This window comes from Streptomyces sp. NPDC090106 (assembly GCF_044747265.1).
In the GTDB taxonomy this organism is placed as follows: Bacteria; Actinomycetota; Actinomycetes; order Streptomycetales; family Streptomycetaceae; genus Streptomyces.
The window spans coordinates 36,896-54,078 of sequence record NZ_JBIVDS010000023.1; the positions used below are offsets into that span (position 1 = coordinate 36,896).

Here is a 17,183-nt window from a genome sequence, read left to right on the forward strand (position 1 = left end):
CTCCCGGGTCAGAGCTGCTCGATGACGGTCAGGGGCGACGCGGGCCGCGGCACGCTCGCCGCCGGGCCCTCGGCCGCCGACGGTACCGGCGTCCGTTCCTCCACCGGCACGACCGGCGCCGGAGCGCTCTCGCCCAGCACCACCCGCCGCACCACCCGCTCGGCGGCGCGGCCGTCGTCGTAGGGGCAGAACCGCTCGCGGAACGCGGCGCGCAGCTGGGTGGAGCGGGAGCCGCGCCAGTGGCCGGTGGTGAAGATGTCGACCAGCTCGTCCTCGCCGCGGGCGACCGCCCCCGGCGGGAAGGCGCGCAGGTCGAAGTAGGTGCCGCGGGAGGCGTCGTACGCCTCCCAGTCCTCCGTGTGGACGACGATCGGCCGGTCCAGGCCCGCGTAGTCGAACATCAGGGACGCGTAGTCGGTGAGCAGCGCGTCCGAGGCGAGGCAGAGCTCCTCCACGCTCGGATGCCCGCTGACGTCGACGACCCGGTGCGTGGCCGGGTACGGGGTCCGCGCCAGGATCACGAACCGCGGGCCCAGCCGGCGCAGGACCCGGTCCAGGTCGAGCGGCGGGAGCTGGGTGCGGCGGTAGTCGCGGTGCGCCGGGGCGTAGAGGATCGCCACGGTGCCCTCGGGCACGCCGAGCGACTCGCGCAGCCGCCGTACGTCCTGCGAAGTGGCCCGCTGGAACACGTCGTTGCGGGGATTGCCGTACGGCAGGGTCGTGTAGCCGCCCGGGTAGACGCGCTCCCAGGTCAGGGTGGTGTGCCGGTTGGGGGACAGGACGTAGTCCCACCGGTCGACGTCGGCGAGGAGCGCCGCGAAGTCCAAGTCCCGTGCCGCGGCCGGGCGTTCCTGGAGATCCAGGCCCATGTGCCCCAGCGGCGTGCCCTGCTGGGTCTGGACGTGGATCTGGCCGGGGCGCTTGGCCGGGGCGTGGTCCAACCGGCCGTCCGTGACCAGGTACTTGGCGCGGGCCAGCGCCGTCGAGCGGGCCGCCGTACCGGGCGGGGCCAGCCGGGACGTGCGCACCTGCGGGGCATGGGCGCGGAACGCGGCCTCCAGCGCACCCGGGTTGCCGTGGAGGGTGGTGAACACCGCGCGGTCCTCCTGGAGGGGGAGGAACCGCTGGACACGGTGGTGCAGGCGGAGCGCGGCACCGCGCAGAGCCCCGGCCAGACGGGCCGCCAGAGCGCGCGTGCGCCGGCCGAGGTGTCCCGCCGACTCCCGTGCCGCGTAGGCGCGGTGCATGCCGAGGCCGATCAGCGTGTGGCCGAGCCGGAACGGGTGGCGGCCCGGCGTGCGGTGACCGCGGTGGTGGGCGCGGGCCCGGCGCAGGAACTCCGCGCGCGGACGCTGCACGGCGAGCAGCTCCGCCAGATGGTCGAGCATCCGCCGGTACAACACGGGCCGCCACGCGGCGAGTTCACGGCGCCTGCCGACGAACGCGAAGAGCCGGTCGTACTGCTCGAAGACGTCGAAGTCGCTTCCGGGGGAGCGGTGTCCGCGGCGCACGCGGTGCCGGACGCAGACCCGGTCCAGGGTCGCGACGGTCCGCGCGGACAGCAGCACCGGGTACGACCACGCGAGGTCCGCGTGGCGGCCCGGCGCGAAGGCGAAACGGGACGCGAACTCCCTGCGGCACGCCTTGTTCCAGGCCGGGGTCGGCAGGTGCAGCAGCCCCGGGCGGTCCTCCAGCCGGAACGGCGCGGGTTCGGTGGGCTGGAGGGCGGTGGTGTCGGGCACGGCCGTGCCCGTCCAGTCGACGACCGCGTGCCCGTACGCCAGGACGTCCGGCTCGCCCGTCTCCTTCAGCCGGTCGGCGATCGCCCGCAGCGCGTCGGGGGCGAGCGTGTCGTCGCCGTCCAGGAAGACGACGTAGTCGCCGGTCGCCGCCTCCAGGCCCGCGTTGCGCGCGCCGCTCAGCCCGTGGTTCTCGGCCAGGCGCACCGCCGTCACGCGCGCGTCGCGGGCCGCGAACTCACCGGCGATCTCCCCGCAGGCGTCCGGTGAGCGGTCGTCGACCACGATCACCTCGAGATCGTCGTACGACTGGGCCAGCACCGATTCCAGGCACTCGGGCAGATACGCCTGGACCTGGTACGCGGGCACGATGACACTGAACCTGGGCAAGGCACATCCATGGGTCGGCGCGGGCGGACGGCCCGGGAACGGCCCCGGGGACCCCTTGGTTACGTCCGCTGCTGCATACGGGGGACAGCGGCGGCGGGAACGAGGGGGCGGACCGATTCGGCCCGCCCCCAACCAGCCCGTCGGCGCGGCTACTTGACCGCGCCCGCCATCACCCCGGACACGAACTCCCGCTGGAACGCGAAGAACACGGCCAGCGGGATCACCATCGAGATGAACGCGCCGGGCGCCAGCACGTCGATGTTGCTGCCGAACTGCCGTACCTGCTGCTGGAGGGCGACCGTCAGCGGCTGCGAACCGGAGTTGGAGAACACCAGCGCCACCAGCATGTCGTTCCACACCCACAGGAACTGGAAGATGCCGAGCGAGGCCAGCGCGGGCGCGGCGAGCGGCATCACGACCGTCAGGAACAGCCGGGTCTCGCCCGCGCCGTCCAGCCGGGCCGCCTCCAGGAGCTCCCGGGGGATCTCCGCGAAGAAGTTGCGCAGCAGGAAGATCGCGAACGGCAGTCCGAAGCCGACATGGAAGAGGACCACGCCGAGGATGTCGCCGAAGATCCCCAGGTGCCGGTAGAGCGTGACGACGGGGATCAGGGCGATCTGCACCGGCACGACCAGCAGGGCCACCACGACCAGGAACCACCAGTCGCGGCCCTTGAAGTCCATCCACGCGAAGGCGTATCCGGCCATCGCGCCGATGAACACCACCAGCAGGGTCGACGGGACCGTGATCCAGATGGTGTTGAACAGGGAGCTGGTGATGGTGTCGTTGTCGAGGAGCGTCTCGTAGCTCTTGGCGGTGAGCTGGGCCGGGGCCGAGAACACCTTCCACCAGCCGGAGGTGGCGATGTCCGTCGGATCGCGGAAGGACGACATCAGCAGCCCGAAGGTCGGCATCAGCCAGATCAGCGCGACGACGAGCAGGAAGACCCGCATCACCCCGCCCGCCGCCCCGCTCGCCACCCGCGCGGCCACGGAACGCTTCGCGCGCACCGGCGTGTCCAGGGCGGTCATCGCTCACGCTCCCTTCGCAGCCTGCGGATGTTCACGACCATCACCGGGATGACGAGCAGCAGCAGGATCACGCCGATCGCGCTGCCCAGGCCGTCGTTGGCGCCGCCGCCGAAGGACGCCAGATAGAGCTGGAGCGCCAGCACGTTGGCGTCGTCCTGGCTGGGCTGCGGCGGAATGACGTAGATCAGGTCGAAGATCTTCATCACGTTGATCATCAGCGTGACGAGGACGACGACCAGGACCGGCGCCAGCAGCGGCACGGTGACCTTGCGGAACACCTGCCACTCGTTGGCCCCGTCGACCCGGGCCGCCTCCAGCAGATTGCGGTCCACGCCCGCGAGCCCCGCCGCGATCAGCACCATCGCGAAGCCCGCCCACATCCAGACGTACGCCCCGATGATGGCCGGGGTGACCAGGGTCGGGCCGAGCCAGTCGACGCCGTTGTAGGGCGCCGCGAAGTTCGAGGCGGGCAGCCGCAGTTGGGCGCCGTCCGCCTCGCCGGGCAGGGTGAAGGTGCCGTCGGCGCCGCTCTTCGTCGAGGCGACGACCTCGCCGCCCTTGACCGCCTCGACCTCGACGCCCTCCAGCGCCTTCTCGCCCGCGTCGACCTCGCCCTTCGTGCCGCCGCCGCCCAGCTTGAAGTCCAGCCAGACGGTGCCGGTGATGCCCTCGCCCGACGGCGGGGCCTTCGCGTCCTTGGGGGAGCCCGGCAGCTTGTTCGGCGCGATGCCGACCAGCGGGACCAGCACCGGGGTGCCCGCCCGGACGGTGCCCGTCGAGGTGAACGCGCCGCCGCCGGACGCCTTCAGGTCGCTGACCGTCGCGTTCGGGCGGGCCTTCGGGTACACCGACGCGTCCGCGAACGCGTCATGGACGCTCGTCACCACGGCGTTCGCCACGCCCTGGTCCGGGTCCGCCTCGTACACCAGCTTGAAGATGATGCCCGCGGCCAGCATGGAGATCGCCATCGGCATGAAGACGATCAGCTTGAACGCCGTTCCCCAGCGCACCCGTTCGGTGAGCACCGCGAAGATCAGACCGAGCGCGGTGACGAGCGCGGGGGCGACCGCCACCCAGATCGCCGTGTTGCGCACGGCGGTCAGCGTCGCGTCGTCGCTGAAGATGTCGCCGTAGTTGCCGAGGCCCACGAAACCCGAGCCGTCGGCGTCGTAGAAGGAACGCCAGACCGAATACCCGATCGGGTAGACCACGAACGCGCCGAGCAGCACCAGCGCGGGCAGCAGGAACAGCCCCGCCACCCACAGCCTGGTTCCCGTCACGCTCTTGCGCGGTGCGGCGGGAGGTGCCGGCGCGTCGCCCGCGCCCCCCGCCGGGTTCGCCACGGAGGCCATCGGCGCCCTCAGCCGTTCTTGTAGGCCTTGGCGGCGTCCGCCTCGAGTTTCTGCTGGGCCCCCGTCACATCGCCCGGATCGCGCAGGAAGTCCTGGAGGTCCTTCCACTCGCCGGTGCCCTGGGTGCCGCCGAACGCCGCGGGCGCCTGGTCGGACATGTCGAAGCGGAAGTCGTCACCGGCCGCGATCAGCGCCTTGGCGATCTCCCCGGTCACGTCGTCCTTGTAGGTGCCCTGGTCCATCTCCTTGTTGGGGGAGAGGAAACCGCCCTGGGCCGCCCAGATCTCGGCCGCGTCCGTGGAGGCGAGGAAGGTCAGCAGCGCCTGCGCGCCCGCGCCGTCCTTCAGCGCCACGGCCACGTCACCGCCGGAGACCACCGGTGACTTGTCGCCGACCGCCGGGAACGGGAACACCTTGGCGTCCGTGCCCACCTTCGCCTTGGTGTCCGCGTTGATGTTCGCGGTGACGAAGTCGCCCTCGTAGACCATCGCGGCCGGGGTGTCACCGGAGAAGGTCTGGGTGACCGACTTCGGGAACTCCGTGTCCAGCGCGCCCTTGCGGCCGCCCGCGATCAGCTCGTCCTTGCCCCACAGCTCGGCCAGCGTGCTCAGCGCGTCCTTCACGGACGGGTCCGTCCACTTGATCTCGTGCTTCGCCAGCTGGTCGTACTTCTCCGGACCGGCCTGGGACAGATAGACGTTCTCGAACCAGTCGGTGAGCGTCCAGCCGTCCGCGCCGCCGATCGAGACGGCCGGGCTGCCGGCGTCGGACAGTGTCTGCGCGGTGGTGAGGAAGTCCTTCCACGTCTTCGGGGTGTCCGTGATGCCCGCCGCCTCGAACGCCGCCGTATTGTACCAGATCAGCGACTTGTTGGCGGCCTTCGCGTACACGCCGTACTGCTTGCCGTCGTACGCGCCGAGGTCCTGCCAGCCCTGCGAGAAGTTCTTGCTCAGCTGGGCCTGCGCGTCGGCGCCGAGCGGCTTGACCCAGCCCTTCTCCGCGAACTGGTGCAACACGCCGACCTGCGGCAGGAACGCGACGTCCGGGGGCTGGCCGCCCTCGATCTTCGTACCGAGGAACGTGGAGGTGTTGTTGCCGGTCGGGACGAAGTTCACCTTCGCGCCGGTGCGTTTGCTGAACTCGTCCAGGACCTTGGTGAAGTTCTCCTGCTCCGGCCCGGTCCAGACGGCGGCCACCTCCAGCGTCTGCCCGTCCAGCTTGGGGAGTTCGACGGAGGAGGCGCCGGTCGAGGAGCCCTTGCTCTCGCTGCTGCCGGTGTCCTTGTCGTCGTCGCTGCCGCCGCACGCGGTGAGCGTGAGGGCTCCCGCGAGGAGTGCGGCCGTGACGGTGGCGGCCCTTCGGGTTCGGTAGGTGCTGCTCGTGCGCGTGCTGTGCATCCCTGCCCCGTTCTTCGTGCCTCGACGAACGTGCGAGCGCTGTCCCGTGGGCTCTGGTCTACGCCGGGGGCATGGGGTCGGCAAGACCGCCTGCGGTGTCAACCGGACGATCGTGACCGCGTCGTGACCGGTGCGGCCGGATCTCCCTCGCCCTCGAACGCCGGACGGGCTGGAAAGTCAGAGCAGGGACGGGACCTCCGTCGCCGCCACCTCTCTCGCCGCTCGTTCCAGGGCGCTGGCCAGCAGGGCCAGGTCGGTGGGGCCGTTGCCCAGTTCACGGACCGGGCGGCGGGTCGGGGGGTCGCCCATGCGGTGCCAGTCGAGGGCGACGACGGTGGGGCGGAGCGTGGCGGTGCGGGGGATGCGCCCGGTGACCCGGCCGCCCTGGAAGGGCGTGATCCGGCTGTCCGGACAGGTCAACCGGCCCCGGCCCGGCGCGGGTTCGTCCGGCCCGGGAGCCACCGCGTCGAGCGTGACCCGCAGAGCCGCCCGCCGGGACGCCTCCGACTCCGCCGTCCGCCCGCCGGAGGCCGCCGCCGCGACGAGATGGACGCCGAGCCGGTCGCCGTCACGGGCCACGGCCTCCAGGGCCCGCATCACGGACCCGGCGGAGGGCCGCCCCGGTGAGCCGAGCGCGGGGGAGACCAGCGCGTCGAGATCGTCGACCACGACGACCAGCCGGGGCAACGGCGGCGCGGGCTCGGCCTGCTGACGGGCCGCGCCGGGGCGCAGCCGCATCGTCGAGCTGGGCGCGGAGTCCAGGTCACCGGCGCCGGACGAACCGCCCCGCTGGGCGACCATCCGGCCCGACAGCTCACGGCCCGTGTGCCACTCGGCGAAGTCGGACCGGCCCAGCAGCTCGGCGCGCCGCTTCAGCTCGGCCGACAGAGACTGGGCGAACTCCCGCATGACGACCGGGTCGTTGGCCGTCAGATGGGTCGTGACGTGCGGTACGTCGGTGCAGACCCGCAGGCCCTCCCCGTGGCCGCCCGGCACGGTCACCGTGTCGCGGCCGTCCATCAGGACCATGCTCAGCCGGTCGGGCCGCTCGGCGGCGGCCAGCGAGGCGACGACCGCCCGCAGCAGTTCGGTCCGGCCGCTGCCGGGCGGGCCCTCGATCAGCAGATGCGGGCCGTCGCCGACGAGATCCGCGCCGACCGGACCGCGCGGCCCCGCGCCCAGCACCGCCCAGGCCCGCCCGCCCAGCGCCTCCGTGTCGTCGGCCGCGTCCGCCCAACGGGCCATCAGGGACGCCGGGGTGGCCCGGGCCAGCCCCAACTCGTCCAGCAGCCGCGCCATCTGGGGCAGCGGCGCCGACACCCGGGGGTGCCGCTCGCTGCCGGTGCCGTCGGTCCGCAGCGGGGCCAGGGCGCGCGCGAACCGCTCCGCCCAGGCGGACGACACGGCGTCCACCACGGCCACGGTGCCGTGCCCCACGGGACCGGCGGGCGTGTGCTCGCCTGGGCCGTCGGCCGGGCCGCCCCGGGCCACCCGCAGCAGCCGCAGGGCCGTCGCCACGTCCCCGCTGAGCAGGGCGACCGCGCCGCACTCCCGGAACGTCGGCGAGGCCGCGCACGCCGCCTCGTAGGTGTCCGTCACCGGGGAGGCGGGCGAGGCCGGAGCCGTCTCGGCCAGGCACACCACGTGGATGCCGGCCCGCGGGCCCTCCAGGGCCAGCAGCGCCACCGCCTCGCGCACGTCCGCGCCGCCCGGGTCGCCGTCCACGACGACGACGGTGTACGGCCCGGCGAAACCTTGCGCCTCCTCCTCGTCCCGCGCCCAGGAGGGCCGCCGGGCCGGTTCGCCGCCGGAGGCCTGCGCCGGGATCGGGGACGGGGACGTCCGCGGGGTGTCGTCCAGGCGCCGGAGCAGCTCCTCCGTCCGGGCCGTCGCCTGCTCGCGGTCGTAGGCGACGAGCAGACGGCAGTCCTGGCCGTGGCCCGGCCGGACATGCGGGAGCCAGCCCAGCCAGGACCACTCGGCGGTGCGCTCCTCCAGGGTGCGGGAGCGGTCCGCGCTGATCAGGACCAGCTCCAGGCTGTCGGGGGAGTGCAGGGCGGCGAGCTGCGCCAGCACCACGCGGGCCAGCCCCGCGAGCCGCTCGCGCGGACCGGCGAGGCCCAGTGCGCCCGCCTCGCGCAGATCGGCGGTCACCGGGACCGCGGGCAGCAGGCCCGAACCGTCGGGTGCCGCGCGGTCCGCGGTGCCCAGCCGGACCGTGAGGGCCTCGGGATGGCCGGGGCCGCGCTCCCACAGCCGGGGGCCCGGGCCGAGCGCCGTCAGCAGCAGTGCCGCCGGGTCGGGCCAGGCGTCCGGCTGCTGCGGTGCGGCGGCCGGGGGACGCACGGCGCCCTCGGCGGGTTCCTCGTCGTACTCCTCGCCGTCGGGGAGCGCCTCGCCGCGCCCTCCGGCCAGGCGCCGCGCCCACGCGCCGAGCCCGCCCCGCTTGCGGACGCCCTGGGGCACGTCGGTGCCGCGCAGCGGGGTGCTCTTGCGGTGGCCGGTCCCGGGGTCGTCCGCGGCCTGCGCGTGCTCCGGGGAAGGGGAAGGGGATGGGGATGAGGATGAGGATGGGGAAGGAGAGGCGGGGGAGGCGGCCGGGGGCTCGGCACCCGTGCGCAGTCCGGCGCCGTGCGTCGCCCCGGCGCTCGCGACGCCGGACACCCTGCGGCGCGAGACGGCGCCCTTGATCTCGTACGCCTGCGCTCCGCGGCTCTCGATGCGCGGTGCCCCGCCCTGTTCCGGCACGCCGGGCCGCGCGGGCCGGCCGCTGCCGAACTCGGCGGTGCCGTAGGTGTGCCGGGTGGGGCCGGTGGGGCCGTCGCTCTCGGTGGCCGTCACGCGCACGTGGCCCTCGCCGTCCGGTGCGGTGCGCAGCCGGGCGCCGGGCCCGCCCGCGGGCGCGAGCCGCAGCGCGGACTCCCCGACGCGCAGCAGCGCGCCGGGCGCGAAGCGGACCGGGCGGGCGCCCACGCGCGTGCCGTCGAGGACCGTGCCGTTGGTGGAGTCGAGGTCGGCGACCGAGACCCGGCCGTCGGCGCCGACGGTGACCGCGCAGTGCAGCCGGGAGACGTCCGGGTCGTCCAGGGGGACGTCGGCGTCGGCGGAGCGGCCGATCTCGACCCGGCCGCCGTGCAGCAGATGGACGCCGCCCGCGTCGGGGCCCGCGACCACGTCCAGGCGGGTCGGGGCGTCGGCGACCTCGGGGTGCGGTTCGGGGTCGGCCGGGGCGCCGAGGGCGAGGACGGCGCCGTCGGTCAGCGGGGGCTCGCCGAGGGTGCAGCGCTGCGCGTCCAGCCGCTCCGCGCCCGCGTACAGCACGGGCGCTCCGGAGGTGGGCGCTCCCTGGTCGCCGGAGACGACCGAGGCGAGCGCGGAGGCCACGGCGGCGAGGGCCGTCCCGGCGGGTGCCGTGATCAGCACGTCACAGCTCGCGGCGCGGCCCCTGGCTCCCTCGACGGGCGGGGCCGACGGGTCTACGACGGTCAGCCGGATCTGCATCGCCGTCAGCGGTCCCTTCTGCCCGGGCGCGGACAACTCCCCGCCCCCCACGAGCACATCGGCCAGTACGTGCACGCATCCTCGCACCTGCCACTGACAGTCTGCCCTCCCCCTGGCATCAAGTGATCTTGATTGGTCAGCTCTGCCCCTAAAAGTGCCTGACAGGTGCGGCGCCGTTGATCACTTGAGATCGGTCACGTCCGGCTTCGGCAACCGGCCGACCGGGTCGAGCGTCTTTCCTTCGAACAGTTACGGGAACGTTGAACGGGAACGTTGAACGCGGACGTCGAAGGGGAACGTCGAGTCGAGAGGAACGCCGACGGAGCGGTTTCGCGGACCGGCGACGGGAACCCGGGCGAACGGCCCGGGCCGCCGGTACGTAAGACGCACAGAACGTAAGACGCACAGAAGGACGACAGGCTGTGCATATGGGTGGCGGCACTACAGTGGGTCGGAACACAGACAACCGAGCAGGGAGCGCATGACGTGCGGCCGGTAGGCAGCAAGTACTTCCTCGAGGAGCCGCTCGGACGCGGGGCCACGGGGACCGTCTGGCGAGCCCGCCAGCGAGAGGTCGCGGGCTCCGACGCGGCCGTGCAGGGGCAGCCCGGTGAGACCGTCGCGATCAAGGTCCTCAAGGAGGAGCTCGCGAGCGACCCGGACATCGTGATGCGGTTCCTGCGGGAGCGCTCCGTCCTGCTCCGGCTCACCCACCCCAACATCGTCCGGGTCCGCGACCTGGTCGTCGAGGGCGATCTCCTCGCCCTCGTCATGGACCTCGTCGACGGCCCCGACCTGCACCGTTATCTGCGCGAGAACGGTCCCTTCAGCCCGGTCGGGGCCTCCCTGCTCACCGCGCAGATCGCCGACGCCCTCGCCGCGAGCCACGCCGACGGCGTCGTCCACCGCGACCTGAAGCCGGCCAACGTGCTCCTCGCGCAGCAGGGCGGCCAGATGCACCCGATGCTGACCGACTTCGGCATCGCGCGCCTCGCCGACTCACCCGGCCTGACCCGGACCCACGAGTTCGTCGGCACGCCCGCCTACATCGCCCCCGAGTCCGCCGAGGGCCGCCCGCAGACCTCCGCCGTCGACGTCTACGGCGCCGGCATCCTGCTGTACGAGCTGGTCACGGGCCGTCCGCCGTTCTCCGGCGGCTCCGCCCTCGAAGTGCTGCACCAGCACCTCAGTGCCGAGCCGCGCCGCCCCTCCACCGTCCCCGACCCGCTCTGGACGGTCATCGAGCGCTGCCTGCGCAAGAACCCGGACGACCGGCCCAGCGCCGAGAACCTCGCGCGCGGCCTGCGCGCCGTCGCCCAGGGCATCGGCGTGCACGCCAACTCCGCGCAGATCGCCGCCGCCGAGGGCGTCGCGGCCCTCCTCGCGCCCGACCCGGCGCCCGCGCCCGTGCCCGGTTCCGGGGACCCGACGCAGGTGCTGCCCCAGGGCGGCGCGTACGACCCGAACGCGGCCACCAGCGTCCTGCCGCACACCGGCGCCGCCGATCCCACCGCCGTCCTGCCGCACCGGGGCGCGGGCGACCCGACGGCCGTCCTGCCGCCGATGCCGCAGGGCCGCCCCGGGCAGCCGGGCCAGCCGGGACAGGGCGGTCCCGAGGACCCGCACCCCTGGCAGAACCAGCTCCGCGCGGCCCGCGACCGCAACGAACAGACCCAGGTCCAGTACCTCGACCCCGACCAGGACCCGCTGCGCCGCCGCCCCCAGCGCCAGGTCGCCCGCCCGCAGCAGCAGCCGCAGCAGCCCCCGCAGGGCTACGGGCAGCCGCAGCAGCGCCGCTCCCAGCCGCAGCCGTACGCGCCGCCGCAGCAGCCCCAGCGGCAGCCTCAGCAGCAGCCGCAGCGGTACGCGCCGCCGCCCCAGCAGCCGCAGCAGCCTCAGCGTGAGCCCCGGCAGCCGCGGCAGCGCGGTGCCAACCCGATGAAGATCCCCGGACTCGGCTGCCTCAAGGGCTGTCTGTTCACGATCGTCATCCTGTTCGTCGCGGGCTGGCTGATCTGGGAGCTGAGCCCCCTCCAGGAGTGGATCGGCACCGGCAAGGGCTACTGGGAGCAGCTCACCGACATGTTCAACACGGTGACGGGCTGGATCGGCGATCTGGGCGGTTCGGGGCAGTAGACACCCGGCTCCGGCCCCGGGTCGCTCGTGACTCTGGGGATTTGTCGACACCTGGCGGGTGATTTCGTCCTCCGAGGTGAAGGTCGGCTCGTCGGACGCGTAGTTTGAGCGGCAACACGCGTCGGTAGGAGCAGTCTTGGCACGGAAGATCGGCAGCCGGTACACCGCCCACCAGATCCTCGGGCGGGGCAGCGCCGGCACGGTGTGGCTGGGCGAGGGCCCCGAGGGGCCCGTCGCCATCAAGCTGTTGCGCGAGGACCTGGCCTCCGACCAGGAACTCGTCGGCCGCTTCGTCCAGGAGCGCACGGCGCTGCTCGGCCTGGAGCACCCCAACGTCGTCTCGGTCCGCGACCTCGTCGTCGACGGCAACGACCTCGCCCTCGTCATGGACCTCGTCCGCGGCACTGATCTGCGCACCCGCCTGGACCGCGACCGGCGGCTCGCGCCGGAGGCCGCCGTGGCGATCGTCGCGGACGTCGCCGACGGGCTCGCGGCGGCCCACGCCGCCGGGGTCGTGCACCGGGACGTCAAGCCGGAGAACGTCCTGCTCGACATGCAGGGCCCCCTCGGACCCGCCGGGTCCCACCACGCGCTCCTCACGGACTTCGGGGTCGCCAAGCTCATCGACACCCCGCGCCGGACCCGGGCCACGAAGATCATCGGCACCCCGGACTATCTGGCCCCCGAGATCGTCGAGGGCCTGCCGCCGCGCGCCTCCGTCGACATCTACGCCCTCGCGACGGTGCTCTACGAGCTCCTCGCCGGCTTCACCCCCTTCGGCGGCGGGCACCCCGGCGCGGTCCTGCGCCGCCACGTCACCGAGACGGTGGCCCCGCTGCCCGGCATCCCCGACGAGCTGTGGCAGCTCCTCGTCCAGTGCCTCGCCAAGGCCCCCGCCTCCCGGCTGCGCGCCTCCGAGCTGGGCGCGCGGCTGCGCGAGCTGCTGCCGATGCTGGCCGGCATGCCGCCGCTCGACGTCGACGAGCCCGACGCCGGGGCCGAGGAGGACGACGAGGTCCCGCCGGAGGAGCCCGCGCGGGCCGCGCCGGTGCGGCGGGGCGCGGTGCCGCTCGTGCCCGGGGCCAAACCGGCCGACTCCAACCGGGACACGCACACCTCGATGCGGGTGCCGGCGCCGGACGAGCTGGCGGGCGGGGCGCGCGGCACCGCTCGCGTCCCCCGGGCCTCGGGCGCGCCCCGGCCGGGGTCCGCCCGCCACAAGGCGGCCACCCGGCGCCGCCGGATCACCCTCGGCGTCGCCGCCCTCACCCTCGTCGCCGCGGCGGGGCTCGGCACCTGGCTCGCCACCTCGGACGACGACACGGGCGCGCCCACCCAGGACACGAAGAACTCGGCCCCGGGGACGCCGTAGGGGCCCCGGCCGGTGTTTCCGGCGCTCCCCGCGCCCGGAGGCGGGCGCGGGCGAGTCGGCTTGGCGGAGCCGTTAGGCTGGTGGTGTGGCAGTCGTCGATGTATCCGAAGAGCTCAAGTCCCTCTCCTCGACCATGGAGTCGATCGAGGCCGTTCTGGACCTCGACACGATGAGGGCAGACATCGCCGTGCTCGAGGAGCAGGCGGCCGCGCCGTCCCTGTGGGACAACCCGGACGAGGCGCAGAAGATCACCAGCAAGCTCTCCCACCTCCAGTCGGAGGTGAGGAAGGCCGAGGCCCTGCGCGGTCGGATCGACGATCTCTCCGTGCTCTTCGAGATGGCCGAGGAGGAGGACGACCCGGACACCCGCACCGAGGCCGAGTCCGAGCTCACGGCCGTCAAGAAGGCGCTCGACGAGATGGAAGTACGGACGCTGCTGAGCGGCGAGTACGACGCCCGTGAGGCCCTCGTCAACATCCGCGCCGAGGCGGGCGGCGTCGACGCCGCCGACTTCGCCGAGCAGCTCCAGCGCATGTACCTGCGCTGGGCCGAGCGCCACGGCTACAAGACGGAGATCTACGAGACGTCGTACGCGGAGGAGGCCGGCATCAAGTCGACCACCTTCGCCGTGCAGGTCCCGTACGCCTACGGCACGCTCTCCGTCGAGCAGGGCACCCACCGGCTCGTGCGGATCTCGCCCTTCGACAACCAGGGCCGCCGCCAGACCTCCTTCGCGGGCGTCGAGGTGCTGCCGGTCGTCGAGCAGTCCGACCACGTCGACATCGACGAGTCCGATCTGCGCATCGACGTCTACCGGTCCTCCGGGCCCGGCGGCCAGGGCGTCAACACGACCGACTCCGCGGTGCGCATCACGCACCTGCCGACCGGCATCGTCGTCTCCTGCCAGAACGAGCGCTCGCAGATCCAGAACAAGGCCACGGCGATGAACGTCCTCCAGGCCAAGCTGCTGGAGCGGCAGCGCCAGGAGGAGCGGGCCAAGATGGACGCCCTCAAGGACGGCGGCAGCTCCTGGGGCAACCAGATGCGCTCCTACGTCCTGCACCCGTACCAGATGGTCAAGGACCTGCGCACGGAGTTCGAGGTCGGCAACCCGCAGGCCGTGCTCGACGGCGAGATCGACGGTTTCCTGGAAGCCGGAATTCGCTGGCGCAAGCAGCAGGAGAAGTAGTCCCCGGTCCGTCAGGGCATTTCGGGGCCATTTATCGACAAGGCAACTGCCGCCCTCGTGGCGGCAGTTGCCTTTTGTGTGCGCGTCCGTCTGGGTTTTACATCACACTCACACACTTCAACTTCCGGCAAAGCCCTCGCAGTAGGACATCGCGTACGCAACGCCCTTGACGTTGCTTTGAAAAATGGGAAGGGTGAAGCGCGGCATGCGTATCTCCGGGACGCATGTGAACCGGGGGAGAGTTGAGTACCGCCACCCCCGTCGATCACGGTCCCGGGCGCCCGCCCCATCGACGATGAGCTACTGGGGGTAGCAACCACATGACCAAGAAGACGCGGATCCGGCTCGCGCGCATAGCCGCGGGCGCCGTGATCGCCGCAGGTGCCTCGTTCACCGCCGCGGGAGTCGCCTCCGCCGACGAGTGCGACATCACCGACCTCTCGTGCATCACCGAGTCCCCGACTCCGGAGCCGACCGAGACGGCGACGGAGATCCCCACCGAGGAGCCCCCGACCGAGGAGCCTCCGATCACGGAGGAGCCCACCGAGGAGCCCACCGAACCGACCGAGGAGCCCTCGGAGGAGCCCTCCGAGGAGCCCACCGCCACGGACCCCTCCGACGACAGCACGGAGGGCAGCGGCACCGGCGGCAACAACGCCGACCCCGACGGCGGCTCCAACACCGACACCCAGGGTGAGGGCACCTCCGCCCTCACCGACACCGGCACGGACGCCTCCGACACGGCGGCCCAGGGCGGCGGCGACGAACTCGCCGAGACCGGTGCCAACGACAAGACGCTGTTCCTGGTCATCGGTGCCGCGACGATGATCGCGGGCGGCGTCGGCTTCCGCGTCCTGCCCCGCCTCGCGGGCGGCCGTGGCGGCGCCGCGGCCTGACGGCCGCCGTCCGCGTACGGCACGCGGACAACGTGACGAGGGGCCCGGAGCGAGAAGTTCTCGCTCCGGGCCCCTCGGGCGTCGTGGGACGGACTCAGACCGTCTGGTGGGCCAGCAGGGCCACCGCGGCGATCAGCACCGCGAGCAGGGCGATCAGCGCCATCGGGTTGAGCTGGGTCAGCGGGTTCTCCTGCTGGAGCCGCTGACGGTTGGCCCGGCAGACGGGGCAGCGACCCTCGGTCACGGGCGCGGCGCAGTTAGCGCACACCAGCCGGTCGTACGTCATGCGCTCGCCCTCCTCATGAATGGTGTCCGTACACAGAACGCCTCCGGGCCGGAGAACGTTCCCCCCTCCACTGTGCCAGGTTCGCCCCCAGGCCGCGCGGGGTCGTGGTGGAGGCCACCCGCGGGACCCGCACGACGGCGGAACAAAAAGGCACAACCCCCTCGCAACCCCTCCGGGCGCCTGCGGACGCACACTCGGGTCGCGTATGGTCACGCTCATCTACCCCCGGCGACCCGTGGTGCATCCGTGATCCGATTCGACAGTGTCTCCAAGGTCTACCCCAAGCAGACCCGTCCCGCACTCAGGGATGTCTCCCTGGAAGTGGAGAAGGGCGAGTTCGTCTTCCTCGTGGGGTCCTCGGGCTCCGGGAAGTCGACGTTCCTGCGGCTGATCCTCCGGGAGGAGCGGTGCAGCCACGGCCAGGTGCACGTCCTGGGCAAGGACCTCGCGCGCGTCTCCAACTGGAAGGTGCCGCAGATCCGGCGCCAGCTCGGAACGGTCTTCCAGGACTTCCGGCTCCTGCCCAACAAGACGGTCGCGGAGAACGTGGCCTTCGCCCAGGAGGTCATCGGCAAGTCCAAGGGCGAGATCCGCAAGTCCGTGCCCCAGGTGCTCGACCTCGTCGGGCTCGGCGGCAAGGAGGAGCGGATGCCCGGTGAGCTCTCCGGCGGTGAGCAGCAGCGCGTCGCCATCGCGCGGGCCTTCGTCAACCGGCCCAAGCTGCTGATCTGCGACGAGCCCACCGGCAACCTGGACCCGCAGACCTCCGTCGGCATCATGAAGCTGCTCGACCGCATCAACCGGACGGGCACCACCGTGGTCATGGCCACGCACGACCAGAACATCGTGGACCAGATGCGCAAGCGCGTCATCGAGCTGGAGCAGGGCCGCCTTGTCCGAGACCAGGCACGCGGCGTCTACGGCTACCAGCACTGACCGCGACCGTCCACGGAAAGGCCTGACCCACCCGCCATGCGTGCCCAGTTCGTACTCTCCGAGATCGGTGTCGGTCTCCGCCGCAACCTGACGATGACGTTCGCCGTCGTCGTCTCCGTCGGCCTGTCGCTCACCCTGTTCGGCGCCTCGCTCCTGATGAGCGACCAGGTGCAGACGATGAAGGGCTACTGGTACGACAAGGTCAACGTCTCGGTGTTCCTCTGCAACAAGAGCGACGCCGAGTCCGACCCCAACTGCGCCAAGGGCGCCGTCACCGACGACCAGAAGAAGGAGATCCTCGCCGACCTGGACAAGATGTCGGTCGTCGAGAAGGTCACCTACGAGTCGCAGGACGCGGCGTACAAGCACTACAAGGAGCAGTTCGGGGACTCCCCGCTGGCCGCGTCGCTCACGCCGGACCAGATGCAGGAGTCGTACCGGATCAAGCTGAAGGACCCGGAGAAGTACCAGGTCGTCGCGACCGCCTTCGACGGCCGGGACGGCGTGCAGTCCGTCCAGGACCAGAAGGGCATCCTCGACAACCTCTTCGGCCTCCTCAACGGCATGAACTGGGCCGCCCGCGCGGTGATGGCCCTCATGCTGGTGGTCGCCCTGATGCTGATCGTCAACACGGTGCGCGTCTCGGCGTTCAGCCGGCGGCGGGAGACCGGCATCATGCGGCTGGTCGGCGCCTCCGGCTTCTACATCCAGGCGCCGTTCATCATGGAGGCCGCGGTCGCCGGGCTCATCGGCGGCGGTGTCGCCTGTGCCTTCCTGCTGGTCTCCCGGTACTTCATCATCGACCACGGCCTTGCCCTGTCCGAGAAGCTGAACCTCATCAACTTCATCGGCTGGGACGCCGTGCTGGCCAAGCTCCCGCTCATCCTGGCCACCAGCCTTCTGATGCCGGCGCTGGCCGCGTTCTTCGCGCTGCGCAAGTACCTGAAGGTGTGACACA

Annotated in this window: 12 protein-coding genes; 6 read left to right on the plus strand and 6 right to left on the minus strand. The window is 72.5% G+C overall.

All coding sequences use genetic code 11. From position 1 onward, the window contains the following. Positions 1–8 precede the first annotated feature (8 nt). The 5 genes from ACIPSE_RS44085 to ACIPSE_RS44105 all read right to left on the minus strand — a co-directional run bounded on the left by ACIPSE_RS44085 (position 9) and on the right by ACIPSE_RS44105 (position 9,410). A complete protein-coding gene (locus ACIPSE_RS44085; protein WP_401675148.1) occupies positions 9–2,129 on the minus strand; it encodes a CDP-glycerol glycerophosphotransferase family protein in 2,121 nt (706 codons plus the stop codon). A gap of 149 nt (positions 2,130–2,278) precedes the next feature. Further along, on the minus strand, positions 2,279–3,160 hold the full coding sequence (locus tag ACIPSE_RS44090) for a carbohydrate ABC transporter permease (protein WP_401675151.1): 882 nt from the start codon (positions 3,158–3,160) through the stop codon (positions 2,279–2,281). Continuing rightward, a complete protein-coding gene (locus tag ACIPSE_RS44095) occupies positions 3,157–4,512 on the minus strand; it encodes a carbohydrate ABC transporter permease (RefSeq protein WP_401675154.1) in 1,356 nt (451 codons plus the stop codon). Before ACIPSE_RS44095 ends, ACIPSE_RS44090 begins: the two co-directional genes overlap by 4 nt. An 8-nt stretch (positions 4,513–4,520) precedes the next feature. Continuing rightward, on the minus strand, positions 4,521–5,909 hold the full coding sequence (locus ACIPSE_RS44100) for an ABC transporter substrate-binding protein (RefSeq protein ID WP_401675157.1): 1,389 nt from the start codon (positions 5,907–5,909) through the stop codon (positions 4,521–4,523). Between the two features lie 177 nt (positions 5,910–6,086). Beyond that, positions 6,087–9,410: an FHA domain-containing protein gene (locus ACIPSE_RS44105; protein ID WP_401675219.1), complete on the minus strand. Its 3,324-nt coding sequence runs from the start codon at positions 9,408–9,410 to the stop codon at positions 6,087–6,089. Positions 9,411–9,896: 486 nt separating this feature from the next. On the opposite strand from ACIPSE_RS44105, the gene ACIPSE_RS44110 reads away from it, so the two are divergent. From ACIPSE_RS44110 to ACIPSE_RS44125, 4 genes are all read left to right on the plus strand, one after another. Beyond that, positions 9,897–11,546 (plus strand): serine/threonine-protein kinase, encoded by a 1,650-nt coding sequence (locus ACIPSE_RS44110; RefSeq protein WP_401675160.1) that lies wholly within the window; start codon positions 9,897–9,899, stop codon positions 11,544–11,546. 136 nt (positions 11,547–11,682) lie between these two features. Then, positions 11,683–12,918: a serine/threonine-protein kinase gene (locus tag ACIPSE_RS44115; protein WP_401675163.1), complete on the plus strand. Its 1,236-nt coding sequence runs from the start codon at positions 11,683–11,685 to the stop codon at positions 12,916–12,918. Positions 12,919–13,003: 85 nt separating this feature from the next. Continuing rightward, positions 13,004–14,107: a peptide chain release factor 2 gene (gene prfB, locus ACIPSE_RS44120; protein ID WP_401675165.1), complete on the plus strand. Its 1,104-nt coding sequence runs from the start codon at positions 13,004–13,006 to the stop codon at positions 14,105–14,107. A gap of 320 nt (positions 14,108–14,427) precedes the next feature. Then, positions 14,428–15,003, plus strand: a complete 576-nt coding sequence (locus tag ACIPSE_RS44125) for a hypothetical protein (protein WP_401675168.1) — start codon at positions 14,428–14,430, stop codon at positions 15,001–15,003. 94 nt (positions 15,004–15,097) lie between these two features. Here ACIPSE_RS44125 and ACIPSE_RS44130 read toward each other — a convergent pair whose 3' ends face one another. Further along, positions 15,098–15,289 carry a hypothetical protein gene (locus ACIPSE_RS44130; RefSeq protein WP_401675171.1) on the minus strand — a complete coding sequence of 64 codons (192 nt, stop codon included), beginning with the start codon at positions 15,287–15,289 and terminating at the stop codon, positions 15,098–15,100. Between the two features lie 246 nt (positions 15,290–15,535). On the opposite strand from ACIPSE_RS44130, the gene ftsE reads away from it, so the two are divergent. Both ftsE and ftsX read left to right on the plus strand, forming a co-directional pair. After that, positions 15,536–16,225 carry a cell division ATP-binding protein FtsE gene (gene ftsE, locus ACIPSE_RS44135; RefSeq protein WP_401675173.1) on the plus strand — a complete coding sequence of 230 codons (690 nt, stop codon included), beginning with the start codon at positions 15,536–15,538 and terminating at the stop codon, positions 16,223–16,225. A 36-nt stretch (positions 16,226–16,261) separates the two neighbouring features. Next, positions 16,262–17,179 (plus strand): permease-like cell division protein FtsX, encoded by a 918-nt coding sequence (ftsX, locus tag ACIPSE_RS44140; RefSeq protein ID WP_401675175.1) that lies wholly within the window; start codon positions 16,262–16,264, stop codon positions 17,177–17,179. Positions 17,180–17,183: the final 4 nt, after the last annotated feature.